Source organism: Pseudomonas sp. LAIL14HWK12:I7, assembly GCF_000483465.1.
In the GTDB taxonomy this organism is placed as follows: domain Bacteria; phylum Pseudomonadota; class Gammaproteobacteria; order Pseudomonadales; family Pseudomonadaceae; genus Aquipseudomonas; species Aquipseudomonas kermanshahensis.
Window position 1 is genome coordinate 29784 of the sequence record NZ_AXYZ01000014.1, and the last position, 20491, is coordinate 50274.

At 62.7% G+C, this 20491-nt stretch carries 20 protein-coding genes; 8 read left to right on the forward strand and 12 right to left on the reverse strand.

Going from position 1 to position 20491, the window contains the following annotated elements; translation table 11 throughout:
• The first annotated feature begins 35 nt into the window (after positions 1–35).
• Positions 36–1688 carry a cyclic peptide export ABC transporter gene (locus D886_RS0114355; RefSeq protein ID WP_027594587.1) on the forward strand — a complete coding sequence of 551 codons (1653 nt, stop codon included), beginning with the start codon at positions 36–38 and terminating at the stop codon, positions 1686–1688.
• Between the two features lie 161 nt (positions 1689–1849).
• Here D886_RS0114355 and D886_RS0114360 read toward each other — a convergent pair whose 3' ends face one another.
• Together D886_RS0114360 and cysK are read right to left on the reverse strand one after the other, a co-directional pair.
• Positions 1850–2785 (reverse strand): aspartyl/asparaginyl beta-hydroxylase domain-containing protein, encoded by a 936-nt coding sequence (locus tag D886_RS0114360; RefSeq protein ID WP_027594588.1) that lies wholly within the window; start codon positions 2783–2785, stop codon positions 1850–1852.
• 172 nt (positions 2786–2957) lie between these two features.
• The gene (gene cysK, locus D886_RS0114370; protein ID WP_027594589.1) at positions 2958–3932 is read right to left on the reverse strand and encodes a cysteine synthase A; all 975 of its coding nucleotides are present in this window, start codon (positions 3930–3932) and stop codon (positions 2958–2960) included.
• Positions 3933–4065: 133 nt separating this feature from the next.
• Between cysK and D886_RS0114375 the strand changes: the two genes are divergently transcribed.
• From D886_RS0114375 to D886_RS0114385, 3 genes are all read left to right on the forward strand, one after another.
• Complete coding sequence (locus D886_RS0114375; protein ID WP_027594590.1) at positions 4066–5139, forward strand: DUF748 domain-containing protein; 1074 nt, start codon at positions 4066–4068, stop codon at positions 5137–5139.
• Between the two features lie 229 nt (positions 5140–5368).
• Positions 5369–6214, forward strand: coding sequence for a MoxR family ATPase (locus D886_RS0114380; RefSeq protein ID WP_027594591.1), 846 nt, complete (start codon positions 5369–5371; stop codon positions 6212–6214).
• A gap of 10 nt (positions 6215–6224) precedes the next feature.
• Positions 6225–7403: a VWA domain-containing protein gene (locus tag D886_RS0114385; protein ID WP_027594592.1), complete on the forward strand. Its 1179-nt coding sequence runs from the start codon at positions 6225–6227 to the stop codon at positions 7401–7403.
• Positions 7404–7439: 36 nt separating this feature from the next.
• Here D886_RS0114385 and D886_RS27855 read toward each other — a convergent pair whose 3' ends face one another.
• The 5 genes from D886_RS27855 to D886_RS0114415 form a co-directional block, all read right to left on the reverse strand.
• A complete protein-coding gene (locus D886_RS27855; protein ID WP_256215091.1) occupies positions 7440–8231 on the reverse strand; it encodes an RHS repeat-associated core domain-containing protein in 792 nt (263 codons plus the stop codon).
• Between the two features lie 331 nt (positions 8232–8562).
• Positions 8563–9480 (reverse strand): biotin-dependent carboxyltransferase family protein, encoded by a 918-nt coding sequence (locus D886_RS0114400; RefSeq protein ID WP_027594595.1) that lies wholly within the window; start codon positions 9478–9480, stop codon positions 8563–8565.
• Positions 9477–10172, reverse strand: coding sequence for a 5-oxoprolinase subunit PxpB (pxpB, locus tag D886_RS0114405; protein WP_027594596.1), 696 nt, complete (start codon positions 10170–10172; stop codon positions 9477–9479). Before pxpB ends, D886_RS0114400 begins: the two co-directional genes overlap by 4 nt.
• A complete protein-coding gene (locus tag D886_RS0114410; protein ID WP_027594597.1) occupies positions 10169–10948 on the reverse strand; it encodes a 5-oxoprolinase subunit PxpA in 780 nt (259 codons plus the stop codon). The genes pxpB and D886_RS0114410 overlap by 4 nt, the downstream gene beginning before the upstream one ends.
• Before the next feature lie 9 nt (positions 10949–10957).
• On the reverse strand, positions 10958–12244 hold the full coding sequence (locus D886_RS0114415) for an MFS transporter (protein ID WP_027594598.1): 1287 nt from the start codon (positions 12242–12244) through the stop codon (positions 10958–10960).
• 131 nt (positions 12245–12375) lie between these two features.
• On the opposite strand from D886_RS0114415, the gene D886_RS0114420 reads away from it, so the two are divergent.
• Positions 12376–13287 (forward strand): LysR family transcriptional regulator, encoded by a 912-nt coding sequence (locus D886_RS0114420; RefSeq protein ID WP_027594599.1) that lies wholly within the window; start codon positions 12376–12378, stop codon positions 13285–13287.
• Between the two features lie 124 nt (positions 13288–13411).
• Here D886_RS0114420 and D886_RS0114425 read toward each other — a convergent pair whose 3' ends face one another.
• From D886_RS0114425 to D886_RS0114435, 3 genes are read right to left on the reverse strand one after another with little or no spacing between them, the layout of a single operon-like run.
• A complete protein-coding gene (locus D886_RS0114425; RefSeq protein ID WP_027594600.1) occupies positions 13412–13933 on the reverse strand; it encodes a DUF2937 family protein in 522 nt (173 codons plus the stop codon).
• A 9-nt stretch (positions 13934–13942) separates the two neighbouring features.
• A complete protein-coding gene (locus D886_RS0114430) occupies positions 13943–14716 on the reverse strand; it encodes a class II glutamine amidotransferase (RefSeq protein ID WP_027594601.1) in 774 nt (257 codons plus the stop codon).
• Between the two features lie 14 nt (positions 14717–14730).
• Positions 14731–15228, reverse strand: coding sequence for a hypothetical protein (locus tag D886_RS0114435; RefSeq protein WP_027594602.1), 498 nt, complete (start codon positions 15226–15228; stop codon positions 14731–14733).
• Positions 15229–15360: 132 nt separating this feature from the next.
• Between D886_RS0114435 and D886_RS0114440 the strand changes: the two genes are divergently transcribed.
• On the forward strand, positions 15361–17403 hold the full coding sequence (locus D886_RS0114440) for a S9 family peptidase (RefSeq protein ID WP_027594603.1): 2043 nt from the start codon (positions 15361–15363) through the stop codon (positions 17401–17403).
• 144 nt (positions 17404–17547) lie between these two features.
• Here the strand turns inward: D886_RS0114440 and D886_RS0114445 are convergent, their stop codons facing one another.
• Positions 17548–17826: a hypothetical protein gene (locus D886_RS0114445; protein ID WP_027594604.1), complete on the reverse strand. Its 279-nt coding sequence runs from the start codon at positions 17824–17826 to the stop codon at positions 17548–17550.
• Between the two features lie 132 nt (positions 17827–17958).
• On the opposite strand from D886_RS0114445, the gene D886_RS0114450 reads away from it, so the two are divergent.
• Entirely contained in the window at positions 17959–18330 is a 372-nt protein-coding gene (locus D886_RS0114450) for a YajD family HNH nuclease (protein WP_027594605.1), read from the forward strand.
• A 71-nt stretch (positions 18331–18401) separates the two neighbouring features.
• Positions 18402–18872, forward strand: coding sequence for an RNA methyltransferase (locus D886_RS0114455; RefSeq protein WP_027594606.1), 471 nt, complete (start codon positions 18402–18404; stop codon positions 18870–18872).
• A gap of 127 nt (positions 18873–18999) precedes the next feature.
• On the opposite strand, the gene D886_RS0114460 is transcribed toward D886_RS0114455, so the two are convergent.
• Positions 19000–20490: an aldehyde dehydrogenase gene (locus tag D886_RS0114460; protein WP_027594607.1), complete on the reverse strand. Its 1491-nt coding sequence runs from the start codon at positions 20488–20490 to the stop codon at positions 19000–19002.
• Between the last annotated feature and the right edge of the window lies 1 nt (position 20491).

Below are 20491 nucleotides of genomic sequence, written 5' to 3' on the forward strand. Positions count from 1 at the left end.
CGCCCACCTCCACTCCCTCACCGAGATCGCGCTTCATGAAAACGTCTTCCCCCGGGGCCATCCGCGAATTGCTGGGCCTGCTCAAACCCTACCGCCCAGCGGTTATCGTCTCGGTGCTGCTGGGCATGGTCGGCGGCCTGGCCGTGACCGCGCTGCTGGCCACCGTCAACCAGGGCCTGCATGCCCCCGACGGCATGAGCCAGGGCGTGATCCTGGCCTTCGCCGGCCTGTGCGTGCTGGCGCTGGTGAGCAGCGTGGCCGCCGACAGTGGCACCAACTACGTAGGCCAGAAGGTCATCGCCCGGCTGCGCAAAGACCTCGGCGCCAAGGTGCTGTCGGCGCCGATCGAGCAGATCGAGCGCTACCGCACCCACCGCCTGATCCCAGTGCTGACCCGCGACGTGGACACCATCAGCGACTTCGCCTTTGCCTTCGCCCCGCTGGCCATCTCGCTGACCACCGTGACTGGCTGCCTGGCCTACCTGGCCTGGCTGTCGTGGCCGATCTTCCTGATCACCCTGGTGGCGATCGGCATCGGCAGCGCCGTGCAGTACGTGGCCCGGCAAAAAGGCGTGGCCGGTTTCAACGCCGCCCGCGATGCCGAGGACAACCTGCAAAAGCACTACTCGGCGATTGCCGAAGGCGCCAAAGAGCTGCGCATCGACCGCCGCCGCCGCCATGCCATGCTGACCCGCAACATCCAGGGCACCGCCGACTTCATCGCCAACACCCACATCCGCGCCATCAACATTTTCGTGGCTGCCAAGAGCCTCGGGTCGATGCTGTTCTTCGTGGTCATCGGCCTGACCCTGGCCCTGCAGTCGCTGTGGCCGAGCAACGACCCGGCCGTAATGAGCGGCTTCGTGCTGGTGCTGCTGTACATGAAAGGCCCGCTGGAGACGCTGATCGGCAACCTGCCGATTCTCGGCCGCGCGCAAGTGGCGTTCCGCCGCATCGCCGACCTGTCCGAGCGCTTTTCCTCGCCCGAACCGCACCTGCTGCTGGACCAGCCGGTCAAGCACACCGCCCCCGGCAGCGCGCACCTGGAGCTGCACAATGTCGAATACGCCTACCCACCGGTGGACGGCAACGAACCCTTCCGCGTCGGGCCGGTGAGCCTGAGCATCGCGCCGGGCGAGATCCTGTTCATCGTCGGCGAAAACGGCTGCGGCAAGACCTCGCTGATCAAGCTGCTGCTGGGCCTGTATACCCCGCAACGCGGCGAAGTGCGCCTGAACGGCAAGGCCGTTGAGCCGCAGGGGCTGGACGACTATCGCCAGCTGTTCACCACCGTGTTCGCCGACTACTACCTGTTCGAAGACCTGCCCGAGCACGAGCACAGCCTGCCCAGCGATGCCACGCGCTACCTGGAGCGGCTGGAAATCGCCCATAAGGTGAGCGTGCGCGATGGTGCGTTTACCACCACCGACCTTTCCACCGGCCAACGCAAACGCCTGGCGCTGGTCAACGCCTGGCTGGATGGGCGGCCGGTATTGGTGTTTGACGAATGGGCGGCGGACCAGGACCCGACCTTCCGCCGGGTGTTCTACACCGAGCTGCTGCCGGACCTGAAGCGGTTGGGCAAGACCATCATCGTGATCTCGCATGATGACCGCTACTTCGATACGGCGGACAAGGTGGTGCACCTGAGCCGCGGGAAGGTGGTCGAGGCGTTGGAGCCGGCGTGAAGTAGCGTAGCGCGGGCTTGGCTAGGGGCGGTCACGACAATGGCCGCCCTTTTTTTGCGCTATCTATAATGGCTCTATAATCGATCTATAATTCACTATAAACCCCGAAAAAGGGTCGTCTGCAAGCGCCAGGAACACCTGGCGCTGCGGGCAATTAGCAATCAGAACAACCAGCGGTACAACAGATACGCCACCACCACCGCCAACACCGGCCGCAGAATGCGGTAGGCCTTGGGGTTGGCGCGCTTGAACTGCTTCACGTGGCTGCTGATCTTGTTGCTGAAACGCTTGCTCCAGGCATACGCCTGGTTGATCCCGCCGACGCGCTCGTCGTCGGTGTTCTGCGGCGCGGTGGCGCGGCCGAGGAAGGCACTGACTTGGCGGTTGATGCGGGTCATCAGCGGGCTGCTCAGCGGGCGTTCGATGTCGCAGAACAGGATCACGCGGGTGACGTCGGTCTCGTTCTTGACCCAGTGCACGTAGGTTTCGTCGAACATCACGTCCTCGCCGTCACGCCAGGCATACACCTGGCCATCGACGTAGATGCGGCAGTCGTCGGAATTGGGCGTGGACAAGCCCAGGTGATAGCGCAAAGAGCCGGCGAACGGGTCACGGTGCGGGTTCAGGTGGCTGCCACCGGGCAGCAAGGCGAACATCGCGCCCTTGACGTTGGGGATGCTGCTGACCAGCTCGACGGTGCGCGGGCACAAGGCCTCGGCCGACGGCAGCGGTTTGTCGTACCACTTCAGGTAGAAGCGCTTCCAGCCCTTCTTGAAAAACGAACCGAAGCCGGCGTCGTTGTCTTTTTCAGCTGCGCGAATATAGCCCTCGTCGAACAGGCGCATGGCCTCTTCACGGATTTCCTGCCAGTTGTCCTTCAGTACATCCAGCTCAGGGAAGCGCTGGCGGTCCAGGTACGGCTTGGACGGCACGCCAGAAAACAGGTACATCAAGGCGTTATAGGGGGCGAACAGCGCCGAATGGTTGACGAACTGGCGCAACACCGGCAGGCGCGCCTTGCCGCGCAGGTGCACGAACAGCACGCTGCCGAAAAACACCAGCAGGACACCCGCCTTGGCTGCAAAGGAAAAGGTCATGCAACACTCCTTGGAAAGGAAGCAGGCCTGCGCCGCCTGCTCCCGAAAAAATCATCCGGCCATCATAAACCCATCCCGCCCCGGTAAAAACAACCTGGGCGGGATCTCATTCATGAAGATTCTGCAATAAACCGGATTGCCGAGTGTTGCGCCTGATCAGAGGACGAGGCGATTACTGCTGGTTTTCCTGCTCGCTGAACATATCGCTGAACAGCATGCTCGACAGGTAACGCTCACCAGAGTCGGGCAGGATTACGACGATGGTCTTACCCTGCATCTCTGGTTTTTCGGCCAGGCGCACTGCCGCCGCCATCGCTGCGCCACAGGAAATACCGCACAAAATGCCCTCTTCCTGCATCAGCCGAATGGCCATGGCCTTGGACTCTTCGTCAGTCACCGTCTCGACCTGGTCGACCATGGAAAGGTCGAGGTTCTTCGGCACGAAGCCCGCACCAATGCCCTGGATCTTGTGCGGGCTGGGCTTGAGTTCTTCACCGGCAAGGGTCTGGCTGATCAGCGGCGAGGCCACCGGCTCCACCGCCACCGAGAGGATCGACTTGCCCTGGGTCTGCTTGATGTAGCGCGAAACGCCGGTGATGGTACCGCCAGTGCCCACACCGGCCACCAGTACATCGACGGCGCCGTCGGTGTCGTTCCAGATCTCCGGGCCGGTGGTCTTTTCATGGATTGCCGGGTTGGCCGGGTTTTCGAACTGGCCTGGCTGGAAGTACTGGGCCGGGTCGGAGTTGACGATTTCGTTGGCCTTCTCGATGGCGCCCTTCATGCCCTTGGCCGGCTCGGTCAGCACCAATTCGGCACCCAAGGCCTTGAGCACTTTGCGCCGCTCCAAGCTCATCGAGGCCGGCATGGTCAGGATCAGCTTGTAGCCACGGGCGGCGGCAACGAACGCCAGGCCAATGCCGGTGTTGCCCGAGGTGGGCTCGACGATGGTCATGCCAGGCTTGAGCTTGCCGCTGCTTTCGGCGTCCCAGACCATGTTCGCGCCGATCCGGCATTTGACCGAATAGCCCGGGTTGCGCCCTTCGATCTTGGCCAGGATGGTCACCCCACGCGGGGCGATGCGGTTGATCTGCACCAGCGGTGTGTTACCGATGGAATGGGCGTTGTCTGCGTAGATACGGCTCATGGCAGGGGTCCTTGAACATGAAGATGCAGGGAAAGACTTCAAGGGTAAGCCTGCCCCGTTGGCCCGTAAAGCCTGTTCGAACTCCCAGGCGGCGGCTGCGGTCAACCGCACATCCAGCCTAGGAGAACCTTCGATGAAAGGTCGCTACCGCTGGCCGCTGGTCGGCCTGGCCAGCCTGGTCGTGCTGCTGGTGGCCCTGCACCTGGCCCTGCCCTACCTGGTGCGCGACTACCTCAACGACAAGCTGGCCGACATGGGTGACTACCGCGGCCAGGTCGTCGACGTCGACCTGGCCTGGTGGCGCGGCGCTTACCAGATCAACGGCCTGAAGATCGTCAAGACCAGCGGCAAGGTCCCGGTGCCGCTGCTCGATGCGCCCTTGATCGACCTGTCGGTGAGCTGGCACGCGTTGTGGCACGACCGCGCCGTAGTGGCCGAGGTGACCTTCGTGCGGCCAGCGCTGAACTTTGTCGACGGCGGCAGCAAGCAGGCGTCACAGACCGGCCGCGGCACCGATTGGCGTCAACAACTGGAAAAACTGCTGCCGATCACCCTCAACGAAGTGCGCATTGAAGACGGCGTGCTGACCTTTCGCAACTTCACCTCCAAGCCCCCCGTCAACCTCAAGGCCACTCGGCTCGACGCCAGCATTCGTAACCTGACCAACGTGCGCAACGAAAAAGGCCGGCGCGACGCCAGTTTCGACGCCCATGCCGTGTTGTTCGGGGATGCCAAGGTGGAGAGCCGCGCTACCTTCGACCCGTTCAGCGACTTCGACGACTTCGAATTCCGCCTGCGCGCCTCCGATATTCAGTTGCGCAAGCTCAATGACTTTGCCAGCGCTTATGGCAAGTTCGACTTCAATGCCGGGCATGGCGACCTGGTGATCGAAGCCCAGGCTGAGAAGGGCCGGCTTACGGGCTATATCAAGCCGTTGCTGCGCGATGTCGATGTGTTCAACTGGCAGCAAGACGTGCAGAACAAGGACAAGGGCTTTTTCCGCTCGGTGTGGGAGGCGCTGGTGGGGGGCACCGAATCGGTGTTGAAAAACCAGCCGAAAAACCAGTTCGCCACCCGGGTGGAGCTTAGTGGCAGCGTGCACAAGCAGGATGTCAGTGCCTTCGAGGCGTTTTTGCAGATCCTGCGCAATGGCTTTGTCCAGGCGTTCAATGCCCGGTATGAGCAGCCTGCGCCAAAGTCCGACTGAAAGCGCGTGACGGGGCATTCAGGGACTGAATACCCGGTCTGCGTTTGCAGGCGCCGAGCCCCGCGTTATAGTCGGTAACAAATCAAAAATAGGTACTGGCTGTCATGGCCCTATCGCCGGCAAGCCGGCTCCCACAGGGATACCACAGTTCTCAAGGCTTGTGGTGCTCCTGTGGGAGCGGGCTTGCCCCCCGAAAAGGCCGGCCCAGCCACCCGCAGAGGACACTCCCATGAAGTTCGAAGGCACCCGCGACTACGTCGCCACAGACGACCTGAAACTGGCGGTAAACGCGGCCATCACCCTCGAACGCCCGCTGCTGGTCAAAGGCGAACCGGGCACTGGCAAGACCATGCTCGCCGAACAGCTCGCGGCCTCCTTCGGCGCCCGGCTGATCACCTGGCACATCAAGTCCACCACCAAGGCCCACCAGGGCCTCTACGAGTACGACGCGGTCAGCCGCCTGCGCGATTCGCAGCTGGGCACCGAAAAAGTCCACGATGTGCGCAACTACCTGAAAAAGGGCAAGCTCTGGGAAGCCTTCGAGGCTGAAGAGCGGGTCATCCTGCTGATCGACGAAATCGACAAGGCCGACATCGAGTTCCCCAACGACCTGCTGCAAGAACTCGACAAGATGGAGTTCTATGTCTACGAAACCGACGAGACCATCAAGGCCAAGCAGCGCCCGATCATCATCATTACCTCGAACAACGAAAAAGAACTGCCCGACGCCTTCCTGCGCCGCTGCTTCTTCCACTACATCGCCTTCCCCGACCGCGCCACGCTGCAACAGATCGTCGACGTGCACTACCCGAACATCAAGCAATCGCTGGTCAGCGAGGCGCTGGACGTGTTCTTCGACGTGCGCAAGGTGCCGGGCCTGAAGAAAAAGCCCTCCACCTCCGAGCTGGTCGACTGGCTCAAGCTGCTGATGGCCGACAACATCGGCGAAGCGGTGCTGCGCGAGCGTGACCCGACCAAGGCCATCCCACCCCTGGCGGGCGCCCTGGTGAAGAACGAGCAGGACGTTCAATTGCTCGAGCGCCTGGCGTTCATGAGCCGGCGCGGCAACCGCTGAGGGGCCGGCCATGCTGCTCAACCTGTTCAACGAAATGCGCGCGGCCAAGGTGCCGGTGTCGGTACGCGAACTGCTCGACCTGCTCAATGCCCTGCAAAAACGCGTGGTGTTCGCCGACATGGACGAGTTCTACTACCTGGCACGGGCGATCCTGGTGAAGGACGAGCGGCATTTCGACAAATTCGACCGAGCATTCTCGGCCTACTTCAAGGGCCTGGAAAACCTCGACCGCCACCTTGAAGCGCTGATCCCCGAAGACTGGCTGCGCAAGGAGTTCGAGCGCTCGCTCACCGATGAAGAACGCGCGCAAATCCAGTCGCTGGGTGGCCTGGACAAGCTGATCGAGGAATTCAAGAAACGCCTCGAAGAGCAAAAGGAACGCCACGCCGGCGGCAACAAGTGGATCGGCACCGGCGGCACCAGCCCATTCGGTTCAGGCGGTTTCAACCCCGAAGGCATCCGCGTGGGCGAGGCTGGCAAGCGCCAGGGCAAGGCGGTGAAGGTGTGGGACCAGCGCGAGTACAAAAACCTCGACGACCAAGTCGAACTGGGCACGCGCAACATCAAGCTGGCCTTGCGCCGGCTGCGCAAGTTCGCCCGTGAAGGCGCTGCCGAAGAGCTGGATATCGACGGCACCATCGACCACACCGCACGCGACGCCGGGTTGCTGAACATCCAGATGCGCCCGGAGCGGCGCAACACCGTCAAGCTGCTGTTGCTGTTCGACATCGGTGGCTCGATGGATGCCCACGTCAAAGTCTGCGAAGAGCTGTTTTCGGCCTGCAAGACCGAGTTCAAGCACCTGGAGTACTACTACTTCCACAACTTCGTGTACGAGTCGGTGTGGAAGAACAACCTACGGCGCACCTCGGAGCGGTTCTCCACCTTCGACCTGCTGCACAAGTACGGCGATGACTACAAAGTGGTGTTCGTCGGCGATGCGGCCATGGCGCCCTACGAGATCACCCAGCCTGGTGGCAGCGTCGAGCACTGGAACGAAGAAGCCGGGTATGTGTGGATGCAGCGCTTCATGGAGAAATTCAAGAAGATCATTTGGATCAACCCGTACCCGAAGCAGGCGTGGGACTACACGGCGTCTACGCACCTGGTGCGGGATTTGATCGAGGACAAGATGTACCCGCTGACCTTGCAGGGGTTGGAGGATGGGATGCGGTATCTCTCCAAGTAAACACGTAGCCTGGCTGCGTCTCACCTGCATGCGCAGCTAAGGTGTGTAACGCTCATTCCAGAAGCCAGCGTGCCAATCCTTTTCGATCAACGGCTTGCCATCCCTTATGTTTGCAAGCCGTTCCTTGAAAATATGTATAACTTCTTCTTTGAGCTGACTATCCCCGACTTTTAGGGACTGACGTACCTCCGCGAACCTTTGGGAAGGAATACCGTTATCTGTCAGGTACATCACCATATCACCATCTAGTTTCGTCATTCCTTGACGAAAGCGTTTTTCGACAAATGCGCTTTGGACTGTGACTTTCCCCGTTATTCGTTTCAGCGCACGCTCTGTCATATTGATCATGATGGCGTCTGCCTGACCAGGGTAACGTTTGATCAAAGGTTCGAAATTTCCAGGAAGCAAGCGCTCAACCACAGGCCCGACATCACCGCTTTTGAAGCGAGCTTCAACGGCGTAACCGTTGAAGCCGCTGTCGATACCCAAGTTCGAGAAAGGTGCTTTTGTCCCCGCAGGAAAAACATTTCGCTGGATTTTTGAATTTGCCCAATGTGCCAGGTCTACAAGCGTATATCCTCGCCCGCTGGGATCAACTCTGTTTACCGGGTCTCCGGTACAGTAGGCATAGGCATTGATACCACCTTGGGCGAAGGGGCTTTCTGCATCTGCAGTGAAGAACCTCATCAACAGAGGGTCGTAGAACCGGTAACCGCGACCCAAGTGATAACCGCGCAGGTTTTCATCCAGATGTTCACCATTGAATGCCTGTGGATAGGCGGACTCGTGTCGGGAATGATCGCCATAAACCGAGTATGCTGCTTTCACGCCACCTGTTTGATACGCCCCCAGGACTGAGCGGGAACGGTCGACTGCAAGGCACAATATTTCAAGCTTGAAACTGGCAGAAGACCGGATAGCCAAAGGCACCGTATCGGTACCAAAGTATAAAATGCTCCCCGAGTCATGCAGCTCGCAGTGTCGTCGTTTTCCCGCATAGAAAAATGTTTTCTTAAAGATGAGCCACCTCCAGCAGTGGAGCATTGCCAAGCAATGAAGGGCAATGTTCGCAACATCGCAACGCGCCTACAACTGGCAAAATTAACAGCTCCGCGTTGGTTGTTACGACTGCACTGCGTTGATCTTTACCGGCTGCTCATCAGCACCAACGCTTCAGATAATCACGATGTGCCTGCCACGCGGTATCCTGCACGACCGCTTGAAACCTGACGACCGCCCCCGGCATGCACTGCGCCAATTGCGCCAGCGCCAACGGCGTCAACGCCCCCAGCCGCGGATACCCGCCAATGGTCTGCCGGTCATTGAGCAGCACGATCGGCTGCCCATCTGGCGGCACCTGCACCGCGCCCAGCGGAATCCCTTCGGAGATCATCGGCGCGCCCTGGTAAACCAGCTGTGGCCCAAGCAATCGAATCCCCATGCGGTCTGCTCGGCTGTCCAACGTCCAGTCACTGTTGAACGCTTCAAACAGGCTCATGCCGCTGAAGTCACCGATCTGCGCGCCCATCACCAGGTCGAGCACAGGCTTCGCCGAATACACAGGCCGCAACGCCCCAGGCACTTCGCGCAAGGCCGGGGATGAACCGGCAAATGTCAGCCCCTGACCTTTGCCAAGCGCGTCCCCTCGCCCATCGATGCCGCCAAGCTCTTCACGTACAACGGTGGCGCAACTGCCCAGCACTGCCTCGGCCTGGAACCCGCCAGGCGCGGCAAGATAAGCGCGTACGCCCTGCTTGGGCTGCCTCAACGTCAGCCGCTGGCCATTGGCCAGGGTAAAGCTGCGCCAAGGCGCCAGGGGCTGGTCATCGACCCGCGCATCCAGGTCGGCGCCCGCCAAGGCCAGGACGCAATCCTGCTCCGCCACCACGCTGAATCCGCCCAACGCCACCTCGATCACTGGCGCACCCAGCGGGTTGCCCAGCAACCAGTTGGCCCAATTCATCGCCACCCAGTCCAGGGCCCCGCCCTGGGTCACGCCCAAGTGGCGCACGCCAAACCGCCCGGCATCCTGCAATTGGCACAGCGCAGTGCTGGCCTCGATCTTCAACTGCGTCATGCCTGCGCCTCCAGTGGGCTGTCATCCCCCCCCAACGCCCTGAACTCGGCGTGGGAAACCGCCACGAAACGCACCCGGTCACCCGGTTGCAACAAGCTGTAGCCTTCGCGTTCACGGTCGAACAGGCGCACCGGGGTACGCCCGATCAGGTTCCAGCCGCCCGGCGATACCGCCGGGTAAGCGGCGGTCTGGCGCTCGGCGATACCCACGCTGCCCGCCGTCACACGCTTGCGCGGGGTGCTCAGGCGCGGCGATGCCAGCCGCTCGTCCACCAGCCCCATGAAGCCGAAGCCTGGGGCGAAGCCGAGGGCGAATACCGGGTACTCGCGCTCGCTGTGCAGGCGGATCACCGCTTGCTCACTCAGGCCGGTGCGCGCCGCCAATACGGGCAATTCAGGGCCGACACTGGCGTCGTACCACACCGGAATCTCATGCCGACGGCCACCGCTGCCGGTGTCCGGCTGCAGCCCCTCCAGCGCTTGGGTGATCAGCGCCCTCGCCTGCCCAGGCGGCAGATCGAACTGCACCATCAGCGTGGTGTAGGAAGGCACCAAGTCCACCAGGTGCTTCCCGAACGCGGTACTCAAGCGCTGGCTGGCCGCGAGCATCCACGGCATGTTGGCTTCATCGATGGTGTCGAACAGGCGCACCATCAGGCTATCGAAGGCGACCACTTCAATGCGCAATTTCATGCGTGCTCCAGCGCATCGAGGGCCTGGCGGATCTGCCGCACCGCTGCCACTGAACTGTCGTTGTCGCCGTGCACGCACAGGGTGCTGGCGCGCAGGCGCAGCGCGCTGCCATCGTCCGCTACCAGGGTTTCGCCACGGGCCAGGCGCAAGGCCTGTTCGACCACCAGCGCCGGGTCGTGATGCACAGCGCCAGGCAGGCGCCGCGACACCAGATGGCCGCTGGCGGTGTAGGCGCGGTCGGCGAAGGCCTCGAACCACAGCGGCACGCCAATCTCCTCCCCCAGGGCCTGTGCCGCACTGTCGTCGGCGGTGGCCATGAGCATCAACGGCAAGCCGCTGTCATAGGCCGCCACGGCTTCGAGCACTGCGCGCAACTTGAGCGGGTCGGCCATCATGTCGTTGTACAGCGCGCCATGGGGTTTGACATAGGCCACCCGGCTACCAAGCACCTTGCAGATGCCGTCCAGCGCACCGATCTGGTAGTGCAGCAGGTCGCGGATTTCCTCCGGGCTGCAGGCCATGGAGCGGCGGCCGAAGCCGACCAGGTCTGGGTAGGCCGGGTGCGCGCCGATAGTTACGCCATGGGCCAGTGCCAACTCCACAGTACGGCGCATGATGCTGGGGTCGCCGGCGTGGTAGCCGCAGGCGATGTTGGCGCAATCGATAAACGGCATCACTTCGGCATCCAGGCCCATGCGCCAGCTGCCAAAACTCTCGCCCATGTCACAATTGAGAAGCAGGCGTTCCACCACACAGACTCCCTTGTCGCTGTTCATAGGCCTACCTTACCGCGCCTGAAGGTGTTTGCCGCGTGTTTCCGGCAGGCTGAGCGCTGCCAGGATTACCACGCCGTACGAGACAGCCGAGAAAACACCAATCCCCAACCCCAGTGGCACCTGTTGGCTGAGCACGCCGATCAGCAAGGGGAACAGTGCGGCGATGACCTTGCCGATGTTGTAGCAAAAGCCCTGCCCCGAGCCACGAATGCGGGTGGGGAACAGTTCGGTCAGGAACGCGCCCATGCCACTGAAGATGCCCGAGGCGAAGAACCCCAGCGGGAAGCCCAGCCACAGCATCACGCCATCGCTGACCGGCACCTGCGTGTACAGCAGCACGATGATGAACGAGCCCACGGCGAACAGGATGAAGTTCTTCTTGCGGCCCAGCAGGTCGGACAGGTACGCGCTGACCACATAGCCGATGTAGGAACCGACGATCACCATCGCCAAATAGCCACCGGTACCCAGCACGCTGAGGCCGCGCTCGTTTTTGAGGAAGGTCGGCAACCACGAGGTGATCGCGTAGTAACCGCCCAGTGCTCCGGTGGTCAGCAAGGAGGCACGCACGGTCGTCCAGAGCATGCCGGGGGCGAAGATTTCGTAGAAGTGCGACGGTGCTTCGACCGCCTCAGCCGCCTTGGCCTGGCGGTACACCTCCGGGTCCTTGACCAGGCGGCGCACGAAGATCACGAACACGGCCGGCACCAGCCCCAACAAGAACAGCGCGCGCCAGGCCTGCTCGGCCGGCAGCCAGGAGAACAGCAGCGCGTACAGAATTGCGGTCAGGCCCCAGCCGATGGCCCAACCGGACTGCACCATGCCCACCGCCTTGCCACGGTCCTGGGCGCGGATCACTTCGCCGATCAGCACCGCGCCGGCGGTCCATTCACCGCCAAAACCGAAGCCCATCAGGGTACGGGCAATCAGCAGCTGTTCGTAGTTTTGCGCGAAGCCGCAGAGGAAGGTGAAGAACGCGAACCACAGCACCGTGAGCTGCAAGGTGCGGACCCGGCCAATACGGTCGGACAGGATGCCGGCGACCCAGCCGCCGATGGCAGACGCGATCAACGTACTGGTATGGATCAGCCCGGCCTCGGCGGTGCTGATGCCCCACAGCATGATCAGCGTGGGGATGACGAAGCTGAGCATCTGCGTGTCCATGCCGTCCAGGCCATAGCCGATCTTGCAGCTCCAGAAGGTGCGTCGTTGCTGCTTGTCGATGTCGCGGTACCAGGCGAAAGGCCCGGTCGAAGAAGGTGAAGCGACCTGCTGCTGCACGCCGGTGGGGTTCATGCTTGCCTCGGCTTGTTGGTATTGTTTTATGGGGCGACCTATTGCGTCGCGGCCTGGGCATCATTGTTCAGAGACCGCGCCAGGTGCGTCCAACGAGAAAAACCGCCGGTCTGGAACAAGAAAAACTGATCATGAACCTTCGTTTCCTCGAAACTTTCGTCTGGGTCGCCCGGCTCAAGAGCTTCCGCCTGACCGCAGAAAAGCTGTTCACCACCCAGGCCTCGGTCTCCAGCCGCATCGCCGCGCTGGAAGCCGACCTGGGCGTCAAACTGCTGCTGCGCGACTCGCGCGGCGTCAGCCTGACCCCGGAGGGCAGCAAGGTGCTGGAATACGCCGAGCGCATGCTCGACACCGCCAAGGCCATGAAGCAATCGCTGGACAGCGACCGGGCCAAGGTCGGGCGCATTCGCATCGGGGTGATGGACACGGTGATCCATACCTGGATGAGCGCGTTGGTAGCGGCGTTGACCGAGCGCTACCCGCAGGTAGAGATCGAGCTGGTGGCCGATACCGCGCTGAACCTGCGCGAACAGCTGCAGAAGGGCTTTTTGGATGTGATCCTGCAGACCGACCTGTTGCGTGAACAGTCGATCCGCAGCCTGGACCTGGCGCGTTACCCGATGGGCTGGATCGTGGCCGCAGGCTCGCTCCAGCACCGTGATTACGCCTCGCTGGCGGAACTGGGCCGCGAGCGCATCGTGACCTTTTCGAAAAACTCGAGGCCGCACCAGGAGGTGCTCAGCCTGTTGCAAGGTGCCGGGGTGCAAACACCGCGCTTGAACTGCGTGAACTCGGTGGCAGCGATTACCCGGCTATTGCGCGACGGCTTTGCGGTGGGTGCGCTGCCACCAGCCTTGGTGGATGCGGAGCTAGGCTTGGGGGAATTGGTGCTGCTGGAAGGGCTGCAACCACCACCCAGCCTGGAGCTGGTGGTGGCCTGGCAGACTGGGGTGGCATTGGTGGATGAGGTGGTCGAGGTGTGCCGGCAGGTGCTTGAGCGGTATGCGCAGGATGTGGGTGGGCAACGGATTGTGCTGGTCTAGGGATTATCGCTGCCTTTACCGGCCCTTTCGCGGGGCAAGCCCGCTCCCACAGGCTGCCCACTGAGCCTGGGAGCAGTGGGAGCGGGCTAGCCCCGCGAAGAGGCCCGCACAGGCGCTACATGACTCAGCGCCAGCTTTCCTTCACCACCCGGCGCCGCCCGCCCATGATCACCCAGCCAAGCGCCAGCAACAGGCTCTCGACCACAAAGGCCAGCACAAACCCGGCACCAATGCCCCAGCCAACCGCCTCTGGCACCAGCAGAATCTGGTAGCTGTAGCCCTTGAGCGTTTCTTCACGCATTTGCGGGTCCGGCTGTACCAACACATGCCAGGTACGGCTCACCCACGACCCTTGCAACGCCTGCCATTCGTTTTCCAGCAGTTCGTTGCGGATCATCAGGCTTTCGATGCTGTTGGCATCACTGTTGAACACCGGGTCATCACTGCTGCGGTAATGCCGCAGCAGCGCCTGGAGGTCGCCATTGAAGAAGCGTTCGGCCGTCTGCTTGAAGCCATCCAGCGCCTGACGCGATTCGAACAGGTGCGCCTCGACCCGCTGGGTGTAGTCATTGACCAGCCCCGGAACCTGGATACCGGCCAGCAGGCCGAAGGTGAACAGCAACAACCGCAGGTAACTTCTGAACATGCACCGTCCTTAGCTCTGGCCTTGCGAAACGCACTCTCCGTGCCGCCACAGTGCCCACTCGCCCGGCGCGTAACGCGCCCAGGTCTCATTCTCGGTCAGGGCCTCGGTGGCAATCACCGTGACCACGTCATTGGGGGTCGTTTCGGTGTGAAAATCGACGATCAGGTCGACATCCTTCAACCGTGCCGCACCAAAGGGTGCGCGCCGGGTAATGTGCACCAACTTCGTCGAGCAGAAGCAGAACAACCAGTCGCCGTCACTGAGCATGCAGTTGAACACGCCCTTGCCACGGTAGCCGGCACAGGCTTCGACCAGCACTGGCAGCAGCTGTTCCACGGCTACCGGCTCTGGGAAGGCCGCGCGGATGCGGTTGAGCAGGTCGCAGAAGGCCGCTTCGCTGTCGGTATCGCCCACGGGCCGATAGAAGGTCGCTTCACCCTTGAAATCGCCCAACTGGCCGTTGTGCGCGAAGCACCAGTTGCGGCCCCACATTTCGCGGACGAACGGGTGGGTGTTGGACAGGCACACTTTGCCGACGTTGGCCTGGCGAATGTGGCCGATGACCACTTCGCTTTTGATCGGGTAACGCTGCACCAGGTTGGCGACTTCCGACTCGCTGCTCGCGGCCGGGTCCTGGAACAGGCGCAGGCCGCGCCCTTCGTAGAAGCCGATACCCCAGCCATCACGGTGCGGGCCGGTGCGGCCGCCGCGTTGCATCAGGCCGGTGAAGCTGAAAACGATGTCGGTGGGGACGTTGGCACTCATGCCCAGCAGTTCGCACATGCGCGTGTCTCCGATTACAGGCGAGGCTCGACCCGACCGCCGCCCGCAGGCGCGGCAGGGGGTGGATCGTTGCGGTAACGGTCGCGGCGCTCGGCCGCCAGCGGGGCGTCGACCCGGACCTCGTCATCTTCGGCGGCCTGGCGCTTGGCCGCGGCTTCGGCTTGCTCGCGGCGCTCACGGGCACGTTTTTCCAGCGGCCAGCGCACCAGCACGAAGAGCAAGTACAGGCCAAAGGCGATCATGCCGTACATGGCAAAATCGGACACCGCGCGCCAGGCGTTGTTGCCGACCTTGAAGGCCACGTCCAGGGCGGTAATGGCGATGGCCGGGGCAAAGCTGTCCTTGACCGGGTCGACGATGGTCGGGGTCAGCAGCAGTACCGCCAGGATCACCCGCAGCGGTTCGCGCAGCCAGCGCCACATCCAACCCGTGAGCTTGAAGCCCACCAGCAGGCAGCCCAGGGCGGCAAGGGCGTACAGGCCCCAGGCGAGGGTATAGTCGTTCTCGGTCATGGTGTTCGTGCAAGCCAGGCAAAGAGTTGCCTATGATAAACACTTTTCAGGGCGCAGACAGCGCTTCCCTGTTCAGGCTTGCCCGCGAAGCGGCCTGAACAGGCACCGCAAGCCCTCAGCCAAGGACCCCCGATGCCCACCAAGCCCCAGCCCCCCATCGCCCGTGCAGACCAAGCCGCCGACCCATACGCCTGGCTGCAACAGCGCGACGCGCCCGAGGTGCTCGAATACCTGCAGGCCGAGAACAGCTACCAGGAGGCCTGCCTGGCCGACCAGGCGCCCCTGCGTGAACAGCTGTTCGAGGAAATCAAAGGCCGCATCCAGGAAACCGACCTGTCGCTGCCTTCCCCTTGGGGCCCGTACCTGTACTACACCCGCACCACCGCCGGCGACGAATACCCGCGCCATTACCGCTGCCCGCGCCCGGCTGACGACTCCAACACGGTGGATGAAAGCCGCGAACAGCTGCTGCTCGACCCTAACGCACTGGCCAACGGCGGCTTCCTGTCACTGGGGGCGTTCAACGTCAGCCCCGACCATCGCCTGCTGGCCTACAGCCTCGATACCAGCGGCGACGAAATCTACACCCTGTACGTCAAGGACCTGGGCGACGGCAGCATCACCACCCTGCCCTTCGAGGACTGCGACGGCAGCCTGACCTGGGCCAATGACAGCCAGACGCTGTTCTTCGCCGAACTGGATGACACCCACCGCCCTTGGCGCCTGCGTCGTCACACCCTGGGTAGCAGCAGAGCGCCAACCGTGTTCGAAGAGCCCGACGGCCGCTTCTTCCTGCATTGTTACCGCACCAGCTCCGAACGCCAGTTGGTGCTGCTGCTGAACAGCAAGACCACCAGCGAGGCCTGGGTACTTGATGCCGAAACGCCGCAGCTGCCGTTCACCTGCCTGGCGCCACGGGTCGAAGACCATGAGTACTTCCCCGACCACGGCCAGCTCGATGGCGAGTGGCGCTGGTTCATCCGCACCAACCAGGACGGCATCAACTTCGCCCTGTACCACGCCCCAGCCGATGACGTACCAACCCGTGATCGCTGGCAGTTGCTGGTAGCGCACAGCGACGAGGTAATGCTGGAAGGCCTAAGCCTCAACGCAGGGGCATTGACCCTGAGCCTGCGCGAAGGTGGCCTGCCGATCATCGAAGTACGCCCCCAGGGCCTGGCCGCTTACCGTGTCGAATTGCCGGATGCTGCCTACAGCCTTTACGTGCAGGACAGCCTGGAGTTCGTCAGCCCCCGTGTGCGCCTGCGCTACGAAGCGCTCAACCGCCCGGCCCAGGTGCGGCAGCTGGAGCTGGCCACCGGGGCGCAGGCGGTGCTCAAGCAAACCCCGGTGCTGGGTGCGTTCGATGCCGACGACTATGTCAGCCAGCGCCTGTGGGCCACCGCCCAGGACGGCACTCAGGTGCCGATCAGCCTGGTGCGCCGCCGCGAAGACCTGGGCAAGACCGTGCCGCTGTACCTGTATGGCTATGGCGCCTATGGCGAAAGCCTCGACCCGTGGTTCTCGCATGCCCGCCTGAGCCTGCTGCAGCGCGGCGTGGCCTTTGCCATTGCCCACGTGCGCGGTGGTGGCGAGTTGGGTGAGGCCTGGTACCGGGCCGGCAAGCAGGCGCACAAGCAGAACAGCTTCACCGACTTCATCGCCTGTGCCGAGCACCTGATCGCCGAAGGCGTGACCTCGCCCGAGCGCCTGGCCATCAGCGGCGGCAGCGCGGGCGGCTTGTTGATGGGCGCGGTGCTCAACCTGCGCCCCGAGTTGTTCCGCTGCGCGATTGCCGAAGTACCTTTCGTCGACGTGCTCAACACCATGCTCGACCCCGACCTGCCGCTGACCGTCACCGAGTACGACGAATGGGGCAACCCGCAAGAGCCCGAGGTGTATGAGCGCATCAAGGCCTATGCACCGTACGAGAACGTAACAGCCCAGGCCTACCCCGCCATGCTGGTGGTGGCCGGGTACAACGACAGCCGCGTGCAGTATTGGGAGGCTGCCAAGTGGGTCGCCCGCCTGCGCACGCGCAAGACCGATGACAACCTGCTGCTGCTCAAGACTGAAATGGGGGCTGGGCATGGCGGCATGAGTGGGCGGTACCAGGGGCTCAAGGATGTGGCGCTGGAGTATGCGTTCGTGTTTGGCGAGTTGGGGGTGGTGTAGCGCAAAGGTGAGACCGCACAGTGTTTTATAGGTGCATGCCGTTGGGGATGCAGCGGCTTTGAAACCGAGCGCCGCGCGGGCGGCGCTCGATCTTCGCAACACTGCAAATGCCACGGCAAACCCTTCCCGCCCAAAACCGTCACTCTAATCCTCCTCCACCGGCACCTTCACAGGCTCTGGCCGCAAGCCTGGCAACGGCTGGTCCTTCGGCGGCCCAGGCACCGGCATTGGCGGCAACAACGGTGCGCCAGGCTGGCTGTCATAAGCCTTCGGCGGCGTACTCGGGGTGATCTGCGGATAGGGCGTGGGCGTGGGCGTGCCGGGGGCGCCGGGCACGGGTGTATTGAGCCGGGGTGGCGCGCTGGCGGCTTCGGCCATGGGCAGGCCAGCCAGGAGCAACGCGGTGAGGATCGCATGCAACATCAGCAACCTCCTGTCGGGAACCTTCCTACAGGCTACGCCTAAATGGAAGCTTTCGCCTGTCCGCCTGGCCTGCAAGCGCGCTAGACTCAGTGGCATAACCGTCATTTGCCTGATCAGAACAAAGGAAACACCATGAGTTCGGCCTCTACCTCCGCCGCCACCGCACGCCTCGACCGCATCCTTGCCGACGCCAAGCGCGACAAAGAGATGGGCTACCGCGACAAGGCCCTGAAAATGTACCCGCACGTGTGCGGCCGCTGCGCCCGCGAGTTTGCCGGCAAGCGCCTGAGCGAGCTGACCGTGCACCACCGTGACCACAACCACGACAACAACCCGCAGGACGGTTCGAACTGGGAGTTGCTGTGCCTGTACTGCCACGACAACGAACACTCGCGCTACACCGACCAGCAGTATTTCAGCGAAGGCTCGACCAGCACCCCGAGCATCGCCAAGGCTACCCATAACCCGTTTGCCGGGCTGGCTGGCCTGCTGAAAAAAGACTGACCATCGACACAGCCCCCGCTGCGGCCGGCGAGCCCGTATAATCGCGCTTTTTTTGCGAAGGGCCCCGGCACGTGGCAAACAAACGATACAGCTGCATCGGCCTGTTCAACCCCAAGTCGGCGGAAAACGTCGGCTCGGTGATGCGCGCAGCGGGTTGCTACGGCGTCAACTCGGTGTTCTACACCGGCAAACGGTATGAGCGCGCCCGCGACTTCGTCACCGACACCAAACGTGTGCACTACGACATCCCGCTGATCGGCATCGACGACCTGCAGCGCATCATTCCGCTGGGCTGCACGCCGGTGGCGGTAGAGCTGGTCGACGGCGCACGGCCGCTGCCCGAGTACACCCACCCGGATCGCGCCATCTACATTTTCGGGCCAGAAGACGGCAGCCTCGATGCGGATGTGCGGGGGTGGTGTGAAGAGACCATCTACATCCCGACCCAGGGCTGCATGAACCTGGCGGCGACAGTGAATGTGGTGCTGTATGACCGGATGGCCAAAGGGCTGAATACCCGGTCGGGGCCCAAGTTCAAGTAAAAAAACCGCCTCTGAGGGTGCCTGTACCGGCCTCTTCGCAGCACAAGGCTGCTCCAGGTCGGTAGAGGCATCACCAGAGGCGGCCAGGTGCTGAGCTCCGTCAGAACAGCACCGTCCTGCAGTCAGCTCACGAAGCGTTGATCCAGATGGTCTTCAACTCCGTGTACTGATCGTGCGCCCAGATGGACTTGTCGCGCCCACCAAAGCCGGACTCTTTGTAGCCGCCGAACGGCGTCGAAGCATCGCCTTCGCCGAAGCAGTTGACCGTGACCACACCCGCGCGGATTTCCCGCGACAGGCGCAGGGCATTGCGCAGGCTGCCGGTGTAGGCCGAAGCCGCCAGGCCGTAGAGGGTGTCGTTGGCCAGCTCGATCGCTTGGTCAATGGTTTCGAAGCTGGTCACGCTCAGCACCGGCCCGAAGATTTCCTCGACGAACAACCGATTGTCAGGCGTCACCCCGTCAACGATGGTCGGTTGCACGAACACGCCCTGCTCGGTCTCACCGCCCTGCACCACGTTGAGCTTCTGCTCGGCGGCATATTCCAGGTAAGACTTCACCTTCTCGAAGTGCGCTTTGCTGACCATCGCCCCCAAGCGGTTTTCCGGGTCCAGCGGGTCGCCCAGCTTCCAGTCCTTCAAGTGCTTGCCGATCAGCGTCAGCAGCTCGTCCTTGACGTCCTTGTGCACGATCAGGCGCGAGGACGCCGAGCAGTTTTCGCCCATGTTCCAGAACGCACCGGCGGTAACGAACTGGGCCACTTCGTCCAGGTCTTCACAGTCGTTCATGACCACGGCCGGGTTCTTGCCACCCAGCTCCAGCACGATGCGCTTGAGGTTCGACTCGGCGGCGTATTTCAGGAACAGGCGGCCGGTATCGGTGGAACCGGTGAAGCTGACCATCGGGATGTCCATGTGGCGGCCGATGGCTTCGCCCACTTCACGGCCACCGCCTGGCACCAGGTTGAACACACCCGCCGGTACGCCGGCCTGATGCGCCAGCTCGGCCACGCGCAGGGCGCTGAGGGTGGTTTCCTTGGCCGGCTTGACCACGATCGAGCAACCGGCCGCCAGCGACGGGGCAATCTTCCAGGCCAGCATCAGCAACGGGAAGTTCCACGGCAGCACCAGGCCGACCACACCGATGGCTTCACGCACCACCATGGTCACGGCCGCATTGCCGGTGGGGGCGGTGTTGTCGTAGATCTTGTCGATCAGCTCGGCGTGCCAGCGAAGGGTGTGGATGGTTTCCGGCACGTCGACGTTCTGGCATTCGCTGACCGGCTTGCCGCTGTCCAGTGCCTCCAAAACCGCCAGTTCGTGGCTGTTGTCTTCCAGCAGCTGGGCGAACTTCAGCAAGATGTGCTTGCGCTCAGCGGGTTGCAGTTTCGACCACGAGCCGTCTTCGAAGACACGCTTGGCCGCCGCCACGGCAACGTCGACATCCTGCACGTCGCAGGCGGCGACTTCGGCCAGCTGTTTGCCAGTGGCCGGGTTGGTGGTGACGAAGGTACGGCCCGAGACGGCGTCGCGGAACTCACCGTCGATGAATGCCTGGGTACGCAGTTGCAGGTCGGCGGCGATGGCCGCGTACTGTTCCTTGCTCAGCAATTCAGCCATG

What these genes read in the sequence shown, in the direction of transcription:
- D886_RS0114355 (WP_027594587.1), top strand. Translation starts at nt 36, where the DNA reads ATGAAAACGTCTTCCCCCGGGGCCATCCGCGAATTGCTGGGCCTGCTC.
- D886_RS0114360 (WP_027594588.1), bottom strand. Translation starts at nt 2,785, where the DNA reads ATGACCTTTTCCTTTGCAGCCAAGGCGGGTGTCCTGCTGGTGTTTTTC.
- cysK (WP_027594589.1), bottom strand. Translation starts at nt 3,932, where the DNA reads ATGAGCCGTATCTACGCAGACAACGCCCATTCCATCGGTAACACACCG.
- D886_RS0114375 (WP_027594590.1), top strand. Translation starts at nt 4,066, where the DNA reads ATGAAAGGTCGCTACCGCTGGCCGCTGGTCGGCCTGGCCAGCCTGGTC.
- D886_RS0114380 (WP_027594591.1), top strand. Translation starts at nt 5,369, where the DNA reads ATGAAGTTCGAAGGCACCCGCGACTACGTCGCCACAGACGACCTGAAA.
- D886_RS0114385 (WP_027594592.1), top strand. Translation starts at nt 6,225, where the DNA reads ATGCTGCTCAACCTGTTCAACGAAATGCGCGCGGCCAAGGTGCCGGTG.
- D886_RS0114400 (WP_027594595.1), bottom strand. Translation starts at nt 9,480, where the DNA reads ATGACGCAGTTGAAGATCGAGGCCAGCACTGCGCTGTGCCAATTGCAG.
- pxpB (WP_027594596.1), bottom strand. Translation starts at nt 10,172, where the DNA reads ATGAAATTGCGCATTGAAGTGGTCGCCTTCGATAGCCTGATGGTGCGC.
- D886_RS0114410 (WP_027594597.1), bottom strand. Translation starts at nt 10,948, where the DNA reads ATGAACAGCGACAAGGGAGTCTGTGTGGTGGAACGCCTGCTTCTCAAT.
- D886_RS0114415 (WP_027594598.1), bottom strand. Translation starts at nt 12,244, where the DNA reads ATGAACCCCACCGGCGTGCAGCAGCAGGTCGCTTCACCTTCTTCGACC.
- D886_RS0114420 (WP_027594599.1), top strand. Translation starts at nt 12,376, where the DNA reads ATGAACCTTCGTTTCCTCGAAACTTTCGTCTGGGTCGCCCGGCTCAAG.
- D886_RS0114425 (WP_027594600.1), bottom strand. Translation starts at nt 13,933, where the DNA reads ATGTTCAGAAGTTACCTGCGGTTGTTGCTGTTCACCTTCGGCCTGCTG.
- D886_RS0114430 (WP_027594601.1), bottom strand. Translation starts at nt 14,716, where the DNA reads ATGTGCGAACTGCTGGGCATGAGTGCCAACGTCCCCACCGACATCGTT.
- D886_RS0114435 (WP_027594602.1), bottom strand. Translation starts at nt 15,228, where the DNA reads ATGACCGAGAACGACTATACCCTCGCCTGGGGCCTGTACGCCCTTGCC.
- D886_RS0114440 (WP_027594603.1), top strand. Translation starts at nt 15,361, where the DNA reads ATGCCCACCAAGCCCCAGCCCCCCATCGCCCGTGCAGACCAAGCCGCC.
- D886_RS0114445 (WP_027594604.1), bottom strand. Translation starts at nt 17,826, where the DNA reads ATGTTGCATGCGATCCTCACCGCGTTGCTCCTGGCTGGCCTGCCCATG.
- D886_RS0114450 (WP_027594605.1), top strand. Translation starts at nt 17,959, where the DNA reads ATGAGTTCGGCCTCTACCTCCGCCGCCACCGCACGCCTCGACCGCATC.
- D886_RS0114460 (WP_027594607.1), bottom strand. Translation starts at nt 20,490, where the DNA reads ATGGCTGAATTGCTGAGCAAGGAACAGTACGCGGCCATCGCCGCCGAC.